19 protein-coding genes and 1 pseudogene are annotated in these 17,390 nt (G+C 50.3%); 7 read left to right on the top strand and 13 right to left on the bottom strand.

Annotated elements, in window-relative coordinates; all coding sequences use genetic code 11:
• Window positions 1-30: 30 nt before the first annotated feature.
• From PQI28_RS10400 to PQI28_RS10390, 3 genes are all read right to left on the bottom strand, one after another.
• Window positions 31-879: a DegV family protein gene (locus PQI28_RS10400; protein ID WP_214693694.1), complete on the bottom strand. Its 849-nt coding sequence runs from the start codon at window positions 877-879 to the stop codon at window positions 31-33.
• A 95-nt stretch (window positions 880-974) separates the two neighbouring features.
• Window positions 975-1,667 (bottom strand): response regulator transcription factor, encoded by a 693-nt coding sequence (locus tag PQI28_RS10395; RefSeq protein WP_271305325.1) that lies wholly within the window; start codon window positions 1,665-1,667, stop codon window positions 975-977.
• A 22-nt stretch (window positions 1,668-1,689) separates the two neighbouring features.
• Window positions 1,690-2,814 (bottom strand): sensor histidine kinase, encoded by a 1,125-nt coding sequence (locus tag PQI28_RS10390; RefSeq protein ID WP_214785931.1) that lies wholly within the window; start codon window positions 2,812-2,814, stop codon window positions 1,690-1,692.
• A 180-nt stretch (window positions 2,815-2,994) separates the two neighbouring features.
• Between PQI28_RS10390 and PQI28_RS10385 the strand changes: the two genes are divergently transcribed.
• Both PQI28_RS10385 and PQI28_RS10380 read left to right on the top strand, forming a co-directional pair.
• The gene (locus PQI28_RS10385) at window positions 2,995-3,636 is read left to right on the top strand and encodes a YigZ family protein (RefSeq protein ID WP_214745866.1); all 642 of its coding nucleotides are present in this window, start codon (window positions 2,995-2,997) and stop codon (window positions 3,634-3,636) included.
• A 41-nt stretch (window positions 3,637-3,677) separates the two neighbouring features.
• Complete coding sequence (locus tag PQI28_RS10380; RefSeq protein WP_337874923.1) at window positions 3,678-4,685, top strand: LCP family protein; 1,008 nt, start codon at window positions 3,678-3,680, stop codon at window positions 4,683-4,685.
• Between the two features lie 40 nt (window positions 4,686-4,725).
• On the opposite strand, the gene PQI28_RS10375 is transcribed toward PQI28_RS10380, so the two are convergent.
• The 5 genes from PQI28_RS10375 to PQI28_RS10355 form a co-directional block, all read right to left on the bottom strand.
• A complete protein-coding gene (locus PQI28_RS10375; RefSeq protein ID WP_337874922.1) occupies window positions 4,726-5,778 on the bottom strand; it encodes a glycosyltransferase family 4 protein in 1,053 nt (350 codons plus the stop codon).
• A gap of 123 nt (window positions 5,779-5,901) precedes the next feature.
• On the bottom strand, window positions 5,902-6,309 hold the full coding sequence (locus PQI28_RS10370) for a Rok-like winged helix domain-containing protein (RefSeq protein ID WP_339963237.1): 408 nt from the start codon (window positions 6,307-6,309) through the stop codon (window positions 5,902-5,904).
• Window positions 6,310-6,527: 218 nt separating this feature from the next.
• Complete coding sequence (gene pgmB, locus PQI28_RS10365; RefSeq protein ID WP_074033782.1) at window positions 6,528-7,193, bottom strand: beta-phosphoglucomutase; 666 nt, start codon at window positions 7,191-7,193, stop codon at window positions 6,528-6,530.
• 200 nt (window positions 7,194-7,393) lie between these two features.
• The gene (locus PQI28_RS10360; RefSeq protein WP_074033784.1) at window positions 7,394-7,729 is read right to left on the bottom strand and encodes an Asp23/Gls24 family envelope stress response protein; all 336 of its coding nucleotides are present in this window, start codon (window positions 7,727-7,729) and stop codon (window positions 7,394-7,396) included.
• 74 nt (window positions 7,730-7,803) lie between these two features.
• Window positions 7,804-8,859 carry an acyltransferase family protein gene (locus PQI28_RS10355; protein ID WP_339963236.1) on the bottom strand — a complete coding sequence of 352 codons (1,056 nt, stop codon included), beginning with the start codon at window positions 8,857-8,859 and terminating at the stop codon, window positions 7,804-7,806.
• 329 nt (window positions 8,860-9,188) lie between these two features.
• On the opposite strand from PQI28_RS10355, the gene PQI28_RS10350 reads away from it, so the two are divergent.
• Window positions 9,189-9,677, top strand: coding sequence for a hypothetical protein (locus PQI28_RS10350; RefSeq protein ID WP_214693723.1), 489 nt, complete (start codon window positions 9,189-9,191; stop codon window positions 9,675-9,677).
• Between the two features lie 5 nt (window positions 9,678-9,682).
• Here PQI28_RS10350 and PQI28_RS10345 read toward each other — a convergent pair whose 3' ends face one another.
• Both PQI28_RS10345 and PQI28_RS10340 read right to left on the bottom strand, forming a co-directional pair.
• Window positions 9,683-10,282, bottom strand: a complete 600-nt coding sequence (locus PQI28_RS10345; protein ID WP_074033791.1) for an alpha/beta hydrolase — start codon at window positions 10,280-10,282, stop codon at window positions 9,683-9,685.
• Window positions 10,279-11,223, bottom strand: coding sequence for a ring-cleaving dioxygenase (locus PQI28_RS10340; RefSeq protein WP_339963235.1), 945 nt, complete (start codon window positions 11,221-11,223; stop codon window positions 10,279-10,281). The genes PQI28_RS10345 and PQI28_RS10340 overlap by 4 nt, the downstream gene beginning before the upstream one ends.
• 116 nt (window positions 11,224-11,339) lie before the next feature.
• Here PQI28_RS10340 and PQI28_RS10335 point away from each other — a divergent pair, with 116 nt between their 5' ends.
• The 3 genes from PQI28_RS10335 (at window position 11,340) to PQI28_RS10325 (ending at window position 13,903) form a co-directional block, all read left to right on the top strand.
• Window positions 11,340-12,230, top strand: coding sequence for an ABC transporter ATP-binding protein (locus PQI28_RS10335; RefSeq protein ID WP_339963233.1), 891 nt, complete (start codon window positions 11,340-11,342; stop codon window positions 12,228-12,230).
• Window positions 12,220-13,413 carry an ABC transporter permease gene (locus PQI28_RS10330; RefSeq protein ID WP_339963232.1) on the top strand — a complete coding sequence of 398 codons (1,194 nt, stop codon included), beginning with the start codon at window positions 12,220-12,222 and terminating at the stop codon, window positions 13,411-13,413. Before PQI28_RS10335 ends, PQI28_RS10330 begins: the two co-directional genes overlap by 11 nt.
• A 64-nt stretch (window positions 13,414-13,477) precedes the next feature.
• Window positions 13,478-13,903, top strand: coding sequence for a hypothetical protein (locus PQI28_RS10325; protein WP_214693732.1), 426 nt, complete (start codon window positions 13,478-13,480; stop codon window positions 13,901-13,903).
• Window positions 13,904-13,966: 63 nt separating this feature from the next.
• Here the strand turns inward: PQI28_RS10325 and PQI28_RS10320 are convergent, their stop codons facing one another.
• Window positions 13,967-14,572, bottom strand: a complete 606-nt coding sequence (locus PQI28_RS10320) for a helix-turn-helix domain-containing protein (protein ID WP_214785947.1) — start codon at window positions 14,570-14,572, stop codon at window positions 13,967-13,969.
• A gap of 90 nt (window positions 14,573-14,662) precedes the next feature.
• The gene (locus tag PQI28_RS10315; RefSeq protein WP_012727005.1) at window positions 14,663-15,163 is read right to left on the bottom strand and encodes a PTS sugar transporter subunit IIA; all 501 of its coding nucleotides are present in this window, start codon (window positions 15,161-15,163) and stop codon (window positions 14,663-14,665) included.
• Between the two features lie 208 nt (window positions 15,164-15,371).
• Here PQI28_RS10315 and PQI28_RS10310 point away from each other — a divergent pair, with 208 nt between their 5' ends.
• Window positions 15,372-17,066 carry a M3 family oligoendopeptidase gene (locus tag PQI28_RS10310; protein ID WP_214693742.1) on the top strand — a complete coding sequence of 565 codons (1,695 nt, stop codon included), beginning with the start codon at window positions 15,372-15,374 and terminating at the stop codon, window positions 17,064-17,066.
• On the opposite strand, the pseudogene PQI28_RS10305 reads toward PQI28_RS10310, so the two are convergent.
• A pseudogene (locus tag PQI28_RS10305) lies at window positions 17,063-17,390 on the bottom strand (hypothetical protein); the annotation flags it as partial. The gene PQI28_RS10310 and the pseudogene PQI28_RS10305 sit on opposite strands and share 4 nt — an antisense overlap.

Below are 17,390 nucleotides of genomic sequence, written 5' to 3'. Positions count from 1 at the left end.
AAAGACGACCAAAAACGGTCGTCTTTTGGTTTACCATTCGCGACGATACCAAGTGATGCCGATTGCACCAGGTCCGAGATGCGTTCCGATGACCGGACCGAAATGGCTTCCCGAGATGTGTGCTTTCGGGAACTTCTGTTTCATCGAAGCGATTTCTTCCGCCTGACGCTCCGGGCAGTTGGCGTGAATGATTCCGATACAGTATCCCTCACCGTCACCTGCGATCGACTCGTCCATCATTTCTTCGATTCGACGTACAGCCTTCTTATACGTACGAATCTTCTCAAATGGGACGATCAACTTGTCTTGGAAGTGAAGGACCGGCTTGATTTGTAAGAACGAGCCGACGAGCGCTTGCGCGGCGCTCAATCGTCCACCACGTTGTAGATGATCGAGATCATCGACGACGAAATAGGCGCGAATCGAATCACGGACCGTCTCGAGTCGGGCGATGATTTCTTCCGGTGTGGCACCTTTGTCACGGAGGTTTAACGCCTCTTCGACCATGAACGCTTGCGGCATACATGAAATCTCTGAGTCAAACGCATGAACGGTCACGTCGACCATATCATTTAACGCGACCATCGATTGGTATGTTCCGCTGATGCCACTTGAGAGTGTGATGGCAATCACGTCCGTCACATCATCCGGCAAATTCTCAATCAACTCGACCGTCTCACCGATGACTGGTTGTGACGTCGTCGGCAGTTTCCCTGCCTCGATTCGCTCATAAAACGCCTCCGTCGACATATCAATCGACTCGCGGTACGACGCGCCATCGAAGATGACACTGAGTGGAGCGACATGGACGTCATGTCGTGCCAAAAAATCATCCGACAGATAGGCGGTACTGTCGGTTAAAATCGCAATGTTTCCCATACTATATCCTCACTTTACGTCGTTTCATTTTTCCAATTATGTTAGGATTCCATTCCATATTGTAACACAAAAACGAGGTAAAGCATCGGTGACGCTCAAATCTCGACCCATCCCCGGCGAATCGCATCGACGACCGCTTGCGTCCGGTCGTTCACATCCATCTTACGGAGGACAGAGGACACATGGTTTTTAACCGTTTTTTCACTGATGAACAACATGTCACTGATGTCTCGGTTCGACCGACCATCCGCGAGAAGGTGCAGCACCTCGACCTCACGACGTGATAACAGTTGATACACTGGGTCATCCGTGCGACTTTCGACGCCACGACCCGCTTGTTCCCCTTTGAATTGTAAAAGGCGACGGTATTCTTTCAAGACGTTCGTCGTCACTTTCGGGTGTAGGTAAGCCCCGTCCCGAGCGACGGCACGGACCGCCGAAATCAATTCGGTCGACGCCACTTCTTTTAAGAGAAAACCAGACGCGCCCGCTTCGAGCGCATGCGTGATATACGACTCATCATCGTGGATCGAGAGGATGAGGACGCGTGTCTCCGGTGACAGGAGCGACAGTTGCTTTGTCGCCTCGATCCCATTCATGTCCGGCATGTTGATGTCTAAGATCATAATCTCCGGTTTTTGTTCGCCGGCGATGCGAATCGCCTCGCGACCCGTCCGTCCTTCTGCGACGACCGTAAATTCATCTTCTAAATCAAAAATCCGCTTCAATCCTTCGCGGAACAGTTCGTGATCATCCACGATTGCAATGCGTGTCTGTGTCATTTCCATGTATGTCTTCCCCCTTGTTCTCTCACGGAATCGGAATCGACATGCGGACGACCGTCCCCTTGCCGACTTCCGAGTCAATGGTGATACTTCCGTTCACCAACTCAATTCGCTCACGCATCCCGACGATCCCAAACGACTCTTCGCCAATCGAACTCGGTTCGAAACCGATGCCATAGTCGCGGATGTGAAGGTGAATCACATCGCTCGCCTGTTCGACATTGACGATAATTTCTGGCGTCTTGGCATGCTTGATCGCATTTTGTACCGCTTCCTGCACGAGACGGAACACGTTGATTTCTAACTTCTCCGGCAGACGGGCACGTGACCCGCGATAGTTGAGACGCGTCTTGATGGCCGTGTACTCTTCCGTTTGGTGGAGATAGCGCTCGAGCGTCGGTAAAAAGCCTAAATCGTCAAGCGACATCGGACGCAAATCGTAAATCAGGCGACGTACGTCAACGAGTGCTCCACGAATCAACTTTTTCAATTCATGTAATTCGGCAAACGCTTCATCTTTCCCTCGTTTATCAAACGTCTTTTCAATCAAGTCGGCACGAATCAAAATGTGGGCAAGCGATTGCGCCGGTCCGTCGTGCATCTCGCGAGCGAGGTGACGTCGTTCACGCTCGGCCGCTTCGAATACACCGATGGCCATCTCCTGCTTTTTCATCATATCCGAATATTCTTGTTGCAGGTCGTCCCGTAAGAAGTTCAAGACGACGCTGACACGACCAATCAACTTTTCGGCACGTTCGATCGTGTCCTCTAAAATAAGAAGACGTCGTTCTAGATCGTTACGACGTTGCTGGGCCGCCATCTCTTCTTTTTGAACGAGAAACCGCTCCAGTTGCATCTGATTCGCCCGTTCATAGGCGTCACGAATTTCTTGCTCACTATGTATATGAAACTTTTTGCTGACTTGAACGAGCTTGGCTTTCGCGGCTTTCACGAGTCGGTCGAGTCGATCGGACTCCTCGATGTAGAACTCGATTTTATCCGTCAATTCTTTCAACTCGTTTTGAATCGCAGAATATTCAGTTGATGAACTTTCGGTTATACGGACAATCTCCTCTTTACTTTCCGTCACCGTATCAATCATATTTGTTATGATATGTTCTAAAGCTGTCCGATCGGTAATATGATTCACGATGCCATCCCCTAATAGTTCGGTAGTTAATCCTCATCTATCCTTATATATCGTCCACTTGAAAACAGGTTTACAGTGAACATGAGAGATTTTCTATAAATTGCATTCGCCAATTGAAGCGTGTGTGCCTACTTGAATTCTAAAAAAAATATTTAAAAATAGAAAGGAGAATTTTCAGAAATGTCTATTGAGTCAAATTATACTATAAAACAAAGTGGAACATACGAAGTCGTCATACAAAAGTCAAAATTTATCGCCCACTTCAAACGTGTCGAAACCGAGGAAGAGGCGCAGTCGTTTATCCAAGGCATCAAAAAAGAGCATTGGAACGCGAACCACAACTGCTCTGCCTACATCATTGGGGAACGAAACGAGCACCAGAAAGCGAACGATGACGGGGAGCCGAGTGGTACAGCGGGCATGCCGATGCTCGAGGTGTTGCGGAAACGTCACCTCAAAGACACGGTCGTCGTCGTGACACGTTATTTCGGAGGCATCAAATTAGGCGGAGGCGGACTCATCCGGGCATACGGTGGGACCGTCAGCGAAGGACTCGATGCGATTGGGATTGTCGAACGCTTGCAAATGCAGCAATTGACGCTCACCGTCGACTACACCTGGATCGGCAAAGTCGAGAATGAATTGCGTCAGTCCACCTACTTGCTCGACGATATCTCGTACGCCGACCTCGTCACGTTTCACGTTTCAGTACCCGTGGAAGAGACAACTGTAGCGCTCGATTGGCTGACAGATATGACGAACGGTCAAGGTGCGCTACAAACCCACGATATCCGCATCATCGAACGTGATTTCAAACGCTGAAACGCCTATACTAAAAGAAACAACTGAAATGAGGAATCCACATGGAAACACCCCCACGCAAGAAAAAGTCACCTTGGAAAATCGTCCTCATCGTGTTGGGTGTCGTCTTGCTGATCGGCGGTTCTGCTTTCGGCTATTTTGTCTTCAAAGCGAACGAGACCGCCGAGAACGCGAACAAAGAGTTGGAGCGTGGCGACAAGTCAGAGCGTCGCGACGAGACCATCGATTTGACGAAAGACCACTTCTCCGTCCTGTTAGCAGGGGTCGATGGCGGCGCCTCGCTTGAAGAAGGTCGAAGTGATTCGTTGATGGTCGCGACGTTCAACAAAGAATCGCGTCAAGTGACACTCGTCAGCATCCCGCGCGATTCGTATGTCGACATCATCCTTGATGAAGGAGAACCATTCAAAGACAAAATCAATCATGCGTATGCTTACGGCGGCATCGATACGACGATCGCGACCGTCGAGAACTTGCTCGACATCCCCATCGACTACTATGCGACCATCAACTTTGATGGCATCGAAGACCTCGTCGATGCGGTCGGAGGCGTCGAGATTGACGTCCTTATCCCCATCTCCGGAAAAGCGACCGGAAACGTCGAGTTAGAACCAGGCGTTCAAGTGTTGAACGGAAAAGAAGCACTTGCCTACGCCCGCATGCGAAAACAAGATCCTGCCGGTGACATCGGTCGGGCCGGTCGACAGCAACAAGTCATCGAGGCCATCATCAACGAGGCGACCACGATCAACTCGTTCACCAAGTTGAACCGGATCATGAACGCGGTCGGTGAGAACATTCGAACGAACATGTCCTTGGCAGAAGCCTCACAGCTTCAACCGTATACGAAATCGCTCAAGTCGTTCAATCGCGAAACGCTTGAAGGAACCGATTTGACGTTGAACGGTGTCTATTACTATGAGCTCGACCCCGCTGATTTACGAGATGCGCAAGCCCTTCTCCAAACGGAGCTTGGAATGCCCGTCACGGCGGACGAACCGTCAACCGATGAGACAGACGACTCGATGACCGAGACGACGATTTACTAAAGAAAACGGCCGATATCGCTAGGCGATACCGGCCGTTTGTTTATGTCCTTGGTCGACCGAGGAGTCGACGGGACGTTCGGATGATGGGTTTATAGTTCGGATGAATGAGTTCTGTCGATTCGACAATCAATTCGATGACGATCAGGACCACGATGAACGTGATGACAGCACCGAGCATTGTCGTCTTCGCAAACAAGATCGATGAGATGCCGAAGAATAGCGTCATCCCATACATGAGCAAGACCGCTTGGCGCGTCGTGAAGCCCATGTCGATCAACTGGTGGTGCATATGCGACTTGTCGGGTGACATCGGCGGTCGACCTTGGACGAGCCGACGAACGATCGCGAAAATCGTATCCGAGATCGGCAACCCGAGCAAGAGGACCGGGACGACGAGAGAAAACAACGTCACGTTTTTAAAACCGATTAGTGAGAACACGGCGAGCATATAGCCGAGAAACAGCGCTCCTGTGTCCCCCATGAAAATCTTCGCCGGGTAAAAGTTGTGGACGAGAAAGCCGAGCGTACTCGCAAGTAACAATAAAGCCATCATCGTCAAATAGACGTTCCCTTGAATGATTGCCAAGACGGCAATCGTTCCGAGGGCAATACTCGAGACACCCGCGGCGAGCCCGTCGAGTCCGTCAATCAAGTTGATCGCGTTCGTGATTCCAATCAACCAGAGAACCGTGACCGGGATACTCCATGACCCGAGGTACAGTTGCTGATCAAACGGGAGATTGACGAGCTCGATGCGCATCCCAGAGTTCAAGACGACGACCGTCGCAATCATCTGCCCCATCAACTTCACACGGGCAGAGAGCTGGAAACGGTCATCAATCAGTCCGGTCAGGAGAATCACGACGGCCCCGATCAAGATGGCGTCATTATAACGACTCGTCGGGAGCAGCAGCGCATAGCCGATGAAGAAGGCGATAAAGATCGCCAGACCACCGATTCGTGGCATCGTCCGTAAATGTACTTTTCGTGCGTTCGGATGATCGACTGCACCGATAAAGAATGCGAATCGACGAACGAGCGGTGTAATCAAGATGGCCATTACAAAACTGACCAACATGGCAATCCATAGCATGGGCCGACAGTTCCTCTCTCAAAAAAATAGACTCTGGCGAATTATATCATATTTTGAATCGATGAGTTGTTATCAGTCCGTTTACAACAAAAAGCCGATGGGGCGTTCCCCATCGGCTCAAGCTTATGAAAATGTCACGGCTACTTCTTCTGCTGGTTCATATGTATAGAGGCCGCGGCCAATCTTTTTGATCTCTGGGTTGACCCCTTCAATCTTCACCATCAATTGGTAAATGTTGCTAATGTGATGGCGGTAACGAAGTTCGAGTTCCATTTGGATATCACGTACGCTCATCGTCTGACGCTCTTTCAAAAGATCCGTCACTTGATGAACATATACTTCGAGCGGATAACGCTGATTTACACGACGTGGACGTAGGCGTTTTGATACATCAGCCGTTGAGTCTATCTCTTCTTTATCTCGACTCAATTCTGCAATCAAATATTCCGCACGTCGTTGCAATTGACGATACGATTCTTCGATTTCCATCAATTCTCGATAAATGTGTTCATTCACATTCGTAGATTCCATACACAAATCCCCTTCTACATCCAATTAATTTTAGGAATTCCCTATTTTAAATCAGTAATTCCTAATAATCCCTTGATATCTTCTATAAAAGTGTAACGGATTTGTAATGTACTTGTCATCTCTTTTTGGGCAATATTGTCTATTCGGGACTTTTGGACTATAAAAAGACGGCGACTGTTCGGGGCAGTCGCCGTCTCACGGAAGATGATTGTAGTCCATTACACGCGAGCGCGTTCGAGGATGCGATCGAGTGAAAGTTCGTCGGTAGAAGCGACGATGAGGTCTGCATGACCAAGCATCGATTCTTCCCCGACGGCGACAGCAAACATGTTTGCCGCTTTGATTGCAGTTACGCCGGCAGCCGCGTCTTCAACGCCGATGGCGAGTTCGGGTTTCACGCCAAGGGCAGAAGCGGCTTTCAAAAACACTTCGGGGTGTGGTTTTGACTGGGCGACAGTTGCTGCATCGACAATATGGTCGAAGTAATGACGGACACCTAGTGCGTCAACAACCGCAAATGCGTTCTTTGAAGCAGACGCCATTCCGATTTTAAGTCCCGCCTCTTTGATTTCATCCAGGAATGAAACGATACCAGGAAGAAGATCGTCAGATGAGATATGTTGAATGAGTTCAACGTAATGCTCGTTTTTCTTTTGAGCGAGTTCTTCTTTCTCTTCCGGCGTGAAGTCGTTCTGTTTTCCGCCGAGCGTAAGGATCCGCTCGAGCGATTCAGTCCGACTCACCCCTTTGAGCGTTTCGTTGAATTCGCGGTCAAATGGAATTCCGAGCTCTTCACCGAGCTGCTTCCAAGCGAGGTAATGGTACTCTGCCGTGTCAGTGATGACACCGTCCAAATCGAAAATCACTGCTTCAATCGTTGACATACATGCTTTCCGCCTTTCCTTCAAATGCTTGTGTCGTCAGACTACATTTAGGGAACTTGACAAGTACCCGTCGCACGTTTGGTCAATGATGCAAACGGTTGCACTTGTTCGATTTCTATTATAAATGAAAACGTTATCTTGATGCAACCGTTTTCGCAAAAATCAAAAAAAGAGAAGAGCTCTCTGCTCTCCTCTCTCATTTACAGTTGGATCCCTACGACTTTCACGTTCACCGAACGCGGTGTCATCGCAAGCATCGTATCCATATCTTGCGTGATTCGCTCTTGAACCGCCGTCACCGTTTTGATGATTGACTGCCCATATGCGATATAAAGTGACAAGTTGATCGTGATGCCTTCTTCTGACTCATCGACTTTCACATGCTTCATGAGCGCACGCTCTGACAATTTCGTGTCTTCTTGCGTGAACGATACGTGTTTCGTTTCTTTGACCGCGACTGCGGCGATCATTTCTACGACGTGACGTGAGACGTTCACGTCACCTTCTGTGCTGTGCATTCCATTTTCGTATGGCATAGGGTCACTTCCTTAACTCTAGTTTCGTTTCCTCTTTATAAAGTGTAGCGGAAATGAAGCGTTTAGAAAAGACTTTACCCTTTCACACCCTTCGTATTTTGTACGCGCCTCACGTCAATCTCGACGAGCGGACGTAAGAGACGGACCATCGGCGGACTGATAATCACGAGTACCATCACGAATGCGACACCGAACAAGACGAGCAATTGCATCCACGACGTCGGCATGAATCCAGCCGGCACGAATGCCTTCCAAGCGACGACGAAGAAGACGTGAACGAGATAGACATACAAGCTATATCGTCCAGCTCTCGAAAAGACCGGTAGTTTTCGTCCCGGAATGATGAGCGCGAAACTGATCGACATGAGAAGTGACACCGTATAGACGATCAAGAAAGCGAACGGTCCGCTCCACATCGCCTCCGGCACCGCCGTATCATAAGCGAAGCGGAACTTGAACAAGTTTCCGATATGATAGAACGTGTCATCTTGTTGGACGCGCATGGAAATCAACAGGCCAATCGTCAAGGTGACAAAGACGATCGCTCCACCAATCCGGTAGCGGTTCCGTTGTTCGGCTCGTTTCGGCAATTCAAAGAAGTTGAGTGTGTTCCGTTCAGACATCCAGTTCCCAATCAAGAAGAACGGATAGAACATGATTACTTTGCGTAACGCGAAATAGCCGGTCGCCTCCGCCTGGAATCCGAACAGGAGCGCAAATAGAAGCGCGTATAGCACATACCCTTTCAGCTGCGTCACGTACGGGGTGATGATGTACCAGAAAATGATCGCCATCAAATACCAGAGTGCCCAATACGGTTTCAACAGATTCAGCCCCGGATTCTCCAGCGAGAAAATCGGGATGCCTTCTGTGAAGGCGAACCATGACCCGAGAATGACTTGCCAAATGACGTAGACGACGAACAACTGGATCACACGTAAATAACGGTTCTCCCGATAGAAGTAACCGCTTAGCATAATGAATAACGGCATATGGAAGGTGTACAGGAACAAATACACCCACTTCGGAAGAATGTCGTCATAAGCGCCGCGGACGTCCGTCAACAAGTGACCGAACACGACGAGTAAGACGAGTACTCCCTTAATATTGTCATACCAATAATTTCTCATAACATTCCCTCTAGTTCTTTATGATGATTGCGATGAAGCTGACCTTCATGTTTTCACGTTCAATTCGCACACGGACTGCATGGAAGGTCAGATGGAAAAATCCCTCACCTATCATAATCGATTCCCTCGCCAAGTGAAATTACGTTTCAACAAAATTTTCATGTCTTCACTGTCATCATTCCCATAATTCGCGTATTGCAAGCCGAAACGTCAAAAAATCCTCACGATTCAGCACGTTGTGGGCGTATTCAAATAGACGGGATTGGGTACAGTATAGTATAGTAGTGTTACTAAATATTCAGAATATTCTAATAAAGGAGGTGGAGAGAATGGCTTCGATCATCCGGAATCGACATCATATGGTGCACGACCCGAAACGTTCATTCTCTAACTTCGGATTCTGGTGGTTAATCAGCAGCTTTTCCGTCGGGCTACTGATGGTTGCCTTTGAGTCGGTCCGTAACGGGTTCTCTGCCATTCATCCTGTGTTGTCTAGTATGGCCTTCCTCGGTCTCACGTTCGCGCTCGGTGTGTGCGCCAAATTGGTCCGTGACGTCTGGTGGCTCAACTATCTGCTCGAGCGCACCCAAAACCGGTACTTATACATCGGTGGCGACACGCTTCAGAGCTGGCAGTATACGCTCGACTCGATCTGGTTGCTCACGCGAACCTCACAAAAAAAGCTCGGCCGATTGTATATCCAAATCGACCGAACCGTGCATGCTGAGGAAGCGAAACGTTTATTCGCCGCCTATTTGATTGACCGAGGTGTCCTCGTCGTCTATTCTCGTCCGAACAAACCGAAAAAAATGGCTTGAACGAATTAGTCGAGGTGAGCGGCGATCCATGTCCGTGCCGCCTCGACTTCTTCCATGCGCACTTCATGCCCACCCGTATGATAGAAGAGCTCGACGTCCGCTCCGGCATTCCGGAGTGTCGATGTCAGCTCTTCTGTTTCTGCTTTCGGACAAATCGGGTCGCGCTCTCCTGCCGAGATGAATACGTTCGTACCTGACAAGTCAGGCAATGTGAGCGAACGGTCCGGGACCATCGGATGGAACAAGAGTGAAGCGGCGAATGCTGGTTGACGGTATAGTGCCGAACCAATCAAGTTCGCCCCGTTCGAATATCCGATTGGGATCATCTTGTCGCGTTTGATGTCATATTCCGCTGCCGCATCATCTAAAAACTGAAGGAAGCGCTCCGTCTGTTTCTTTAAATCTTCGAGGTCGAGCACGCCTTCCGCGTGACGACGGAAGAAGCGGGTCATCCCATTCTCAAGGACATCCCCTCGTAGCGTCAGGACGTTCGATTCCGGTGATAACTCTTTTGCGAGCGGGATCAAGTCTTGCTCGCTCCCCCCTGTTCCGTGCAATAAGACGAGCGTCGTCTCTTTCGTTCCTTGAATGAATTGATGAATCATATCCGTTCTCCTTTCGGGATTGTAATCGTTGGTAGCGTGCGGACAATCTTGTCACGGTCCGCTTCAAGCCATGGTGGTAGGCGTAACGTCTCACCGAGCGTGTCGATGGATTCGTCCACGGTGAACCCAGGTACGTCTGTCGCGAGTTCGTGCAAGATCCGTCCGGCATCGTGGAAATAAACCGAGCGGAAATAGTTTCGTTCTTTCACTTCGGTCGGTCTCAATCCAAGGTCAAAGATGGCGTCTTGCCACGTCGGATAGTGTTCACCGTCCGCGACCCGCCAAGCGATATGGTGGACCGTCCCCGTTCCGGGCACACCGTTCGGAAGAATCGTCTTTTTGACGTCGATGACGTTCCCATAGTCAGCCGCCCCTTTCAGCCGTACCCATTCCTCGTCTTCTCCGACTCGTTCAAATCCAAACAGTTCCGTCAACAAGCGTACGGTTTCGTCTGGTGCTTTTGATAATAATGTCGCGCCCGCGAATCCGACGATCGCCTCATCCTTCGTGACGCCTGGGATGACCCAGCGCGTCTGTTTCGTCGTCGGTCGAGCGACGAGTTCGACGACGAGTCCGTCCGGGTCTTCAAACAGAAGTGACGGCTCCTCGAACCGTTCCGTGGCGACGGTCGCAATTCCATGCTGTTGTAGTCTTTCTTCCCAGAACGGTAAACTTCCTGCCGGCACGAGATATGTCGTCACGCCGACTTGACCGCTCCCGACCTGTCCTTTCCCTAACCCAGGGATTGGAAAGAAGGTGATGACGGTTCCCGGTGTGCCGACCTCATCCCCGAAATAGAGATGATACGTACCCGGGTCATCAAAATTGACGGTCTGCTTCACGAAACGAAGACCGAGTACTTGTCCATAGAAATCAAGCGTACGTTGCGGGTCTTGTACCATCGATGAGATGTGATGGATGCCTGTAGACTGCGTATTCATTGTCATCCTCCTTTATTATCTTGATTTCAAGATAAATCATTTGCTAGAAAAAGTGAAACTTTTTGCTCACGGTGGCGTACGATAAGAAGAGAGACATTCTAAGGAGGTATAAGAACATGGCATTACAGATTGAACGAGTCACCAAAGAATTCGGTGACTTCTCCGCTGTCGACGACCTCACGTTCCGCGTGCCACAAGGAGAGATGTTTGGTCTTCTCGGAGCGAACGGTGCCGGCAAGACGACGACGTTCCGGATGATCCTCGACATTTTGAAACCGACCGATGGAAGCATCACATGGAACGGCAAAGCGGTCGACCATCGGATTGTCGGATACTTACCCGAGGAACGAGGACTATACCCGAAGTCGCAAGTTCGTGAACAACTCGTCTTTTTAGCCAGTTTGAAAGGCATGCGTTCAAGCGATGCCAAACGTGCGGTCAAATCATGGCTCGAACGGCTAGAGATTCCTCAGTATGAGACGATGCGCGTCGAGCAACTGTCAAAAGGGAATCAGCAGAAAATCCAACTCGTGGCAGCGCTGCTCCACAACCCCGAGCTCGTCATCTTAGATGAGCCGTTCAGTGGACTCGACCCGGTCAACGTCGAAATCCTTAAACGCGAGGTGCTCGCTTTGCGTGACGCCGGAACGACCATCGTCTTCTCGAGTCACCGGATGGAACATGTCGAAGAGCTCTGTCAACATGTCGGCATTTTGAAAGGTGGACGTGCCGTCGTCAGTGGTGACGTACCCTCCATCAAATCGCGTTACGCCGAGCCAGCTCTCTTCATCGAGACGGACCAGATTCACGTGCTCGAATCACTCCCGGTCATCGAGACAATCGAGCCGTATAAGTCCGGCCATTTAGTACGTCTACATTCATTTGAAGATAGCGACGTCGTCCTATCGACACTCGTCCGCCATCAGGCGAACGTCAAGACGTTCATGCGTCAACCGGTATCGCTCAATGACATCTTTATCAAGGAGGTCGGACAGCATGTTTCATAACTTTGGACCGCTCTATGCATTCACCCTCAAGTCGAGGATCCGTTCGAAAGCGTTCGTCATCTCGACGGCGTTGACGATTCTATTCATCTTCGGATTTACGAACATCGACCGCATCATGTCCTCGTTCGAGGATTCAGAACAAGCGAGCGCCCTCGTCGTAACGGAAAACACAGCGCTCGTCGATACGATGCAGTCGCTCGGCTATGAAGACGTTGCCACGAGTGACATCACCGAAGAAGAGGCACGCGCCGGAATCAATGACGGCGAATACGGAGTCGTTGCTTTTGTCGACGGTTACGACGCACGTGTCATCTCGGAACGCCCAGAGCAGGAATTCACGACCATCTTGCAAACGTCGCTTCAGCAATTGCGTAATGCGGAATTGATCGAATCAGCCGATGTTGACCCGGCCGTCATCACGGCCCTCAGTGAACCGATTCAGCTCGATGAATCGTATCTCGGGCGCGGCGGTGAGAACTCAGATGAGTTGCTCTCGTCTTCGGCACTCGTCTATGTCATGTTGATGCTCCTTTACATCTCGATCATCACGTACGGATCGATGATTTCGACAGAAGTGACGACCGAGAAGTCGTCGCGTGTCATGGAATTGATCATCTCGACGACGCATCCGGTGACGCACATGCTCGCCAAGGTGTCCGCCATCGGAACGCTCGCCCTCATTCAGATCGGGATCTTCCTCGGGTTTGGTTATGTCAGCGCGAGCGGCAGTGAGTTAGCGACGACCGTCATCGAAAACGCCGGGAATGCGCGAGCTGTCATCTACTTACTCGTCTTCTTCCTACTCGGCTACTTGTTGTACGCATCACTCTTCGCCGTCCTCGGCTCACTCGTCAGCCGCGTCGAAGAATCCCAACAGATGGTCATGCCGGTCATCATGCTTCTCGTCGCAGCATTCTTAGTGGCGATGTTCGGCTTGAACAATCCAGACGCGACCATCGTGACGATTCTCTCGTTCGTCCCATTCTTCGCCCCGATGCTCATGTTCCTTCGGGTCATGCTCGTCGATGTGGCCGTGTGGGAAGTCGCCCTCTCAATCGGCTTACTCATCGGAACGATTGGCGTGACGCTTTGGATTGGCTCGAAATTCTACCGTGGCGGTGTCTTGTTCTATGGAACGAACGCCATTAAACAATGGCGACAAATATTACAAAACCGCCAATAACGTTTACAGCAAATTCGTTTTCGTTTACTCTAAAGAATGTGCAAAATGAGGAGGAAAACGAACTATGCGATCACGATTACTCGCGGCCTTAATCTTTACGTTTATGACGACGCTCACGACGTTCATCTGTTACACCGTCTTCTTAGACGCGGATGCGTTATGGCAAATCCTGCTTGCGTATGCAGGTAGTACGTTTATCGGAACGCTCGCGTTTTGGTATCCGGTCAGCAGACGTCCACAAACGTCTCGCTTCGGTGGCGCATGGATCGGCATCATGATTACTGCAACGACACTCATTGGCTTCACCGTCATCCGCTTCACATTCCGCGGCGACGCAGCAGCTCTGCTCGACTGGCAAACGGTGCTGGCGAGTCTCGCTTACACGTTCGGGTATGTCGGATGGGTGCTCACAATCTTGAATATCGTGCTCGGCTTTTTACTTGCCGGCACACGTCCGAAAGTACGCTACGAAGCGCGTCCGATGCGCTGATCAATGAAAATGACCAGGAGAATGATTCTCCTGGTCATTTTTTTAGATTCATACCTGTCTCACTCATTGTAATTTATATGATTTGTCCACGACGCTGTACTCTGCATACTGGAACGAGTTGTCCGCGAACTGATCGGGGACGAGTCGTTCCACGTAACGAGCGAACGGGACGATGTGACGATTTGGATTTGAATCATGGGAACGTCCGAGGTCAAGGACGGCGTCGACGAGTGCTTCGAGCGCATGGTGCGACGTCGGCTCTTCGTCCTCTTCAAAGATTCGTTGTAATTCTTCTTCGTGCATCAGGTCGAAGATGCGCATCCGCTCCTCGAGTTGTCGCTGCATCTCCTCGACGGACTTTCCGTGCATCGCTTCTTCATAGGCGAGCTTCATCTGTTCAATTTCGGGTACTTTCCCTCGCATCAACACTTTGAGCGACTCTCCCGTCCAAATGTGACGCGCCAAATAATTGGAATCGATGCGCAGAGCTTCTGCGAGCGCCTCTATGTAAGGCATCGTCGGATAGACCTCACTCAGTTCCGTACGTCGAATAAAATATGGGGCGACGCCGATTTGTTCCGCAAGCGTCTCAATCGATAATCCAGCCCGCTCTCGCAAGATTCGAATCCGGTCTCCGTATCCCCGATATGGTGCATTTTTACCATCCATCTCATTTCCCCCTTCCCTCTCTTCATTATAATTCCCGAATTCACAAAAAAATACTCGGAAGCGTAGGCTCCCGAGTCATGAATCGTTCTCTTATTTCTTCGTCAATTCGACGACTTCTGAAGATCCAGCTGTCACCGTGTCGCCTTCTGCGACAAGTTTGTTCACGCCAAAGCTGTCATGGTTCGTGATGATGATCGGAGTGATTGTAGATGGAGCGTTCGCTTTGATGAAGTCGAGGTCGAACGTGACGAGCGGGTCGCCTGCTTTGACAGACTGACCTTCTGTGACGTGTGTCTCGAAGCCTTCACCTTTAAGGTTTACCGTATCCAAACCGATGTGGATCAAGTACTCTGCACCGTTGTCTGCGTTAATGCCGATCGCGTGTTTCGTCGGGAATACCGTTGCGATTGTTCCGCTAACTGGTGAAACGACTTTGCCTTCAGTCGGCTCGATCGCAATTCCGTCACCCATCATTTTTTGTGAGAATACTTGGTCCGGTACGTTCGTGATGTCGACGACCTTTCCTGTAAGCGGTGAAACCGCGTTGAGTTGTTCTTCTTTACCACCAAATAGTTTTTTAAAGAATCCCATAGCTTAATCCCTCCAACATGTTCTATTGAATCGAAGTCTTCACTTTTATACCCGAAAAGCTAAAACTTCAATCCCTACCTTATTAACGGTATAGTAGATATAAGGTAGTGCGAAATCGTTTTACACATCGTAAGAATACGAGTGTGCAATCGCTTTTGCAAGCCCTTTTTACACTTTATAAAAATTTCACACGATGGAGGCGCTTACAATGACGACTTTCACAAAATTGTCATATGAACGGCCCGACTTGGACGCTTTGAACAGCAGATTGTCGGACTATTCTGCCGAATTACAGCAAGCGAGCACACTAGAGGAAGCGAATGAACTCATTCGTCAAATCAACAAGGAACGGAACGACTTTGAGACACAAAGTCAACTCGTCGCGATCCGACACTCGGTCGACACACGCGACGCTTTTTATGAGGAAGAACAATCTTTCTTCGACGATGCACTACCGGTCTATGAGAAAGAGATTCAAGCATACTACCGCGTCTTGACGAACCACGAGCTTCGTTCTGAACTCGAAGCGGAATGGGGTAGCCAGTTATTCTCTCTCGCCGAGCGTGCACTCGAGACATTCGAGGAGTCGCTCATCCCGAAATTGCAGGAAGAGAACCGCCTCGCGACGGCTTATCAAAAGGTCATGTCTGCTGCGCAAATCGAATTTGACGGCAAAACGCTCAACTTGTCACAGTTCGGTCCATACCTTCAGTCACCTGACCGTGATGTCCGTAAAGCCGCATCCGTTGCCCGCTATACATACCTTTCTGACAACGGTGACGAGCTCGACCGGATTTACGGAGAACTCGTACGCGTGCGTACAGAAATCGCACACGCACTTGGCTTCCCGTCTTTCGTTGAACTCGGCTATGCTCGCATGCAACGCGTCGGATATGACGAGTCGATGGTCGATAACTTCCGCAAACAAGTCCGCGACGTCATCGTCCCGCTCGCTTCTGCGTTAAAAGAGAAGCAGGCGAAACGAATCGGTGTCGATCATCTTTACTATTACGACGAGTCATTCGTCTTCCCGGACGGTAATGCGACACCTCAAGGGGATGAGTCGTTCATCATCGAAGGCGGCAACAAGATGTATCAGGAACTCTCGAACGAGACAGACGAATTCTTCCAATACATGCAAGAACGCGGCGCCCTCGATTTGACGGCGAAACCAGGTAAAGCTGGCGGCGGATATTGCACGTACTTGCCGTCAGAAGGTCTCCCGTTCATCTTCTCGAACTTCAACGGGACAGCCGGAGACATCGACGTCCTCACACACGAAGTCGGTCACGCCTTCCAAGTGTACGAGAGCCGCCATTTGACGACTCCGGAATACGCTTTCCCGACATATGAGGCGTGCGAGATTCATTCGATGTCAATGGAGTTCTTCTGTTGGCCATGGATGGAACTCTTCTTCGGCGACCAAGTCGACAAGTACAAGTTCAACCATTTGGCTGGCAGCATGACGTTCCTTCCGTACGGCGTGCTCGTCGATGAGTTCCAACACGTCGTGTACCGCAATCCGGACATGACAGCTGCCGAGCGTCGTCAGGCATGGCGTGATTTGGAGAAGGTGTACCTTCCGCACCGTGACTATGAGACGAACGACTATCTCGAATCAGGTGCATGGTGGCACCAACAAGGGCATATCTTCCAAAGTCCGTTCTACTATATCGACTACACGCTTGCGCAAGTGTGTGCGTTCCAGTTCTGGGTGCGCATGCATGAAGACCGTGAAGCGGCTTGGAGCGATTACCTCACACTCTGTCAGGCAGGCGGAAGCCGCTCGTTCCTCGAGCTCGTTGAACTGGCTGGTCTCAAATCGCCATTCGCAGACGGCGTGTTGAAAGAAACGATTGATCAAATCGAAGACTATCTTTTGAAACATCCGCTCGCGAACTAACAAGTCAGACCATCGAAAAATCGATGGTCAGCTTGTTGACAAATAAGATGTTCGAACTCGTCCTTCCGGCGCCCACGCTTTCCGCAGGCAATCCCGGAGCCGCATCGCGACTCAGGTCGCTGCTGGGTCTCCTTCGGATTGCTTTCCTGCAGGAGTCGGGGCGCCGTGGGACGAGTCACACGAATGGTCGCCACCTTTGGCGGCCATTTGTCTTTTTCTGAGGCCTCGATGGCCGAAGAAAAAGCCCGATACATACTTCGAACCCTTACAAACGGGGAAAGAAGAAGGTAAACACCAAGTTCGCCCGTCATCAAAAGGAGGAAC

It is taken from the genome of Exiguobacterium sp. USCH10, from assembly GCF_037619445.1.
GTDB lineage: Bacteria > Bacillota > Bacilli > Exiguobacteriales > Exiguobacteriaceae > Exiguobacterium > Exiguobacterium aestuarii_A.
Note: the sequence above shows the minus strand (reverse complement) of the source record. Positions and strands in the feature narration are given on the sequence as shown.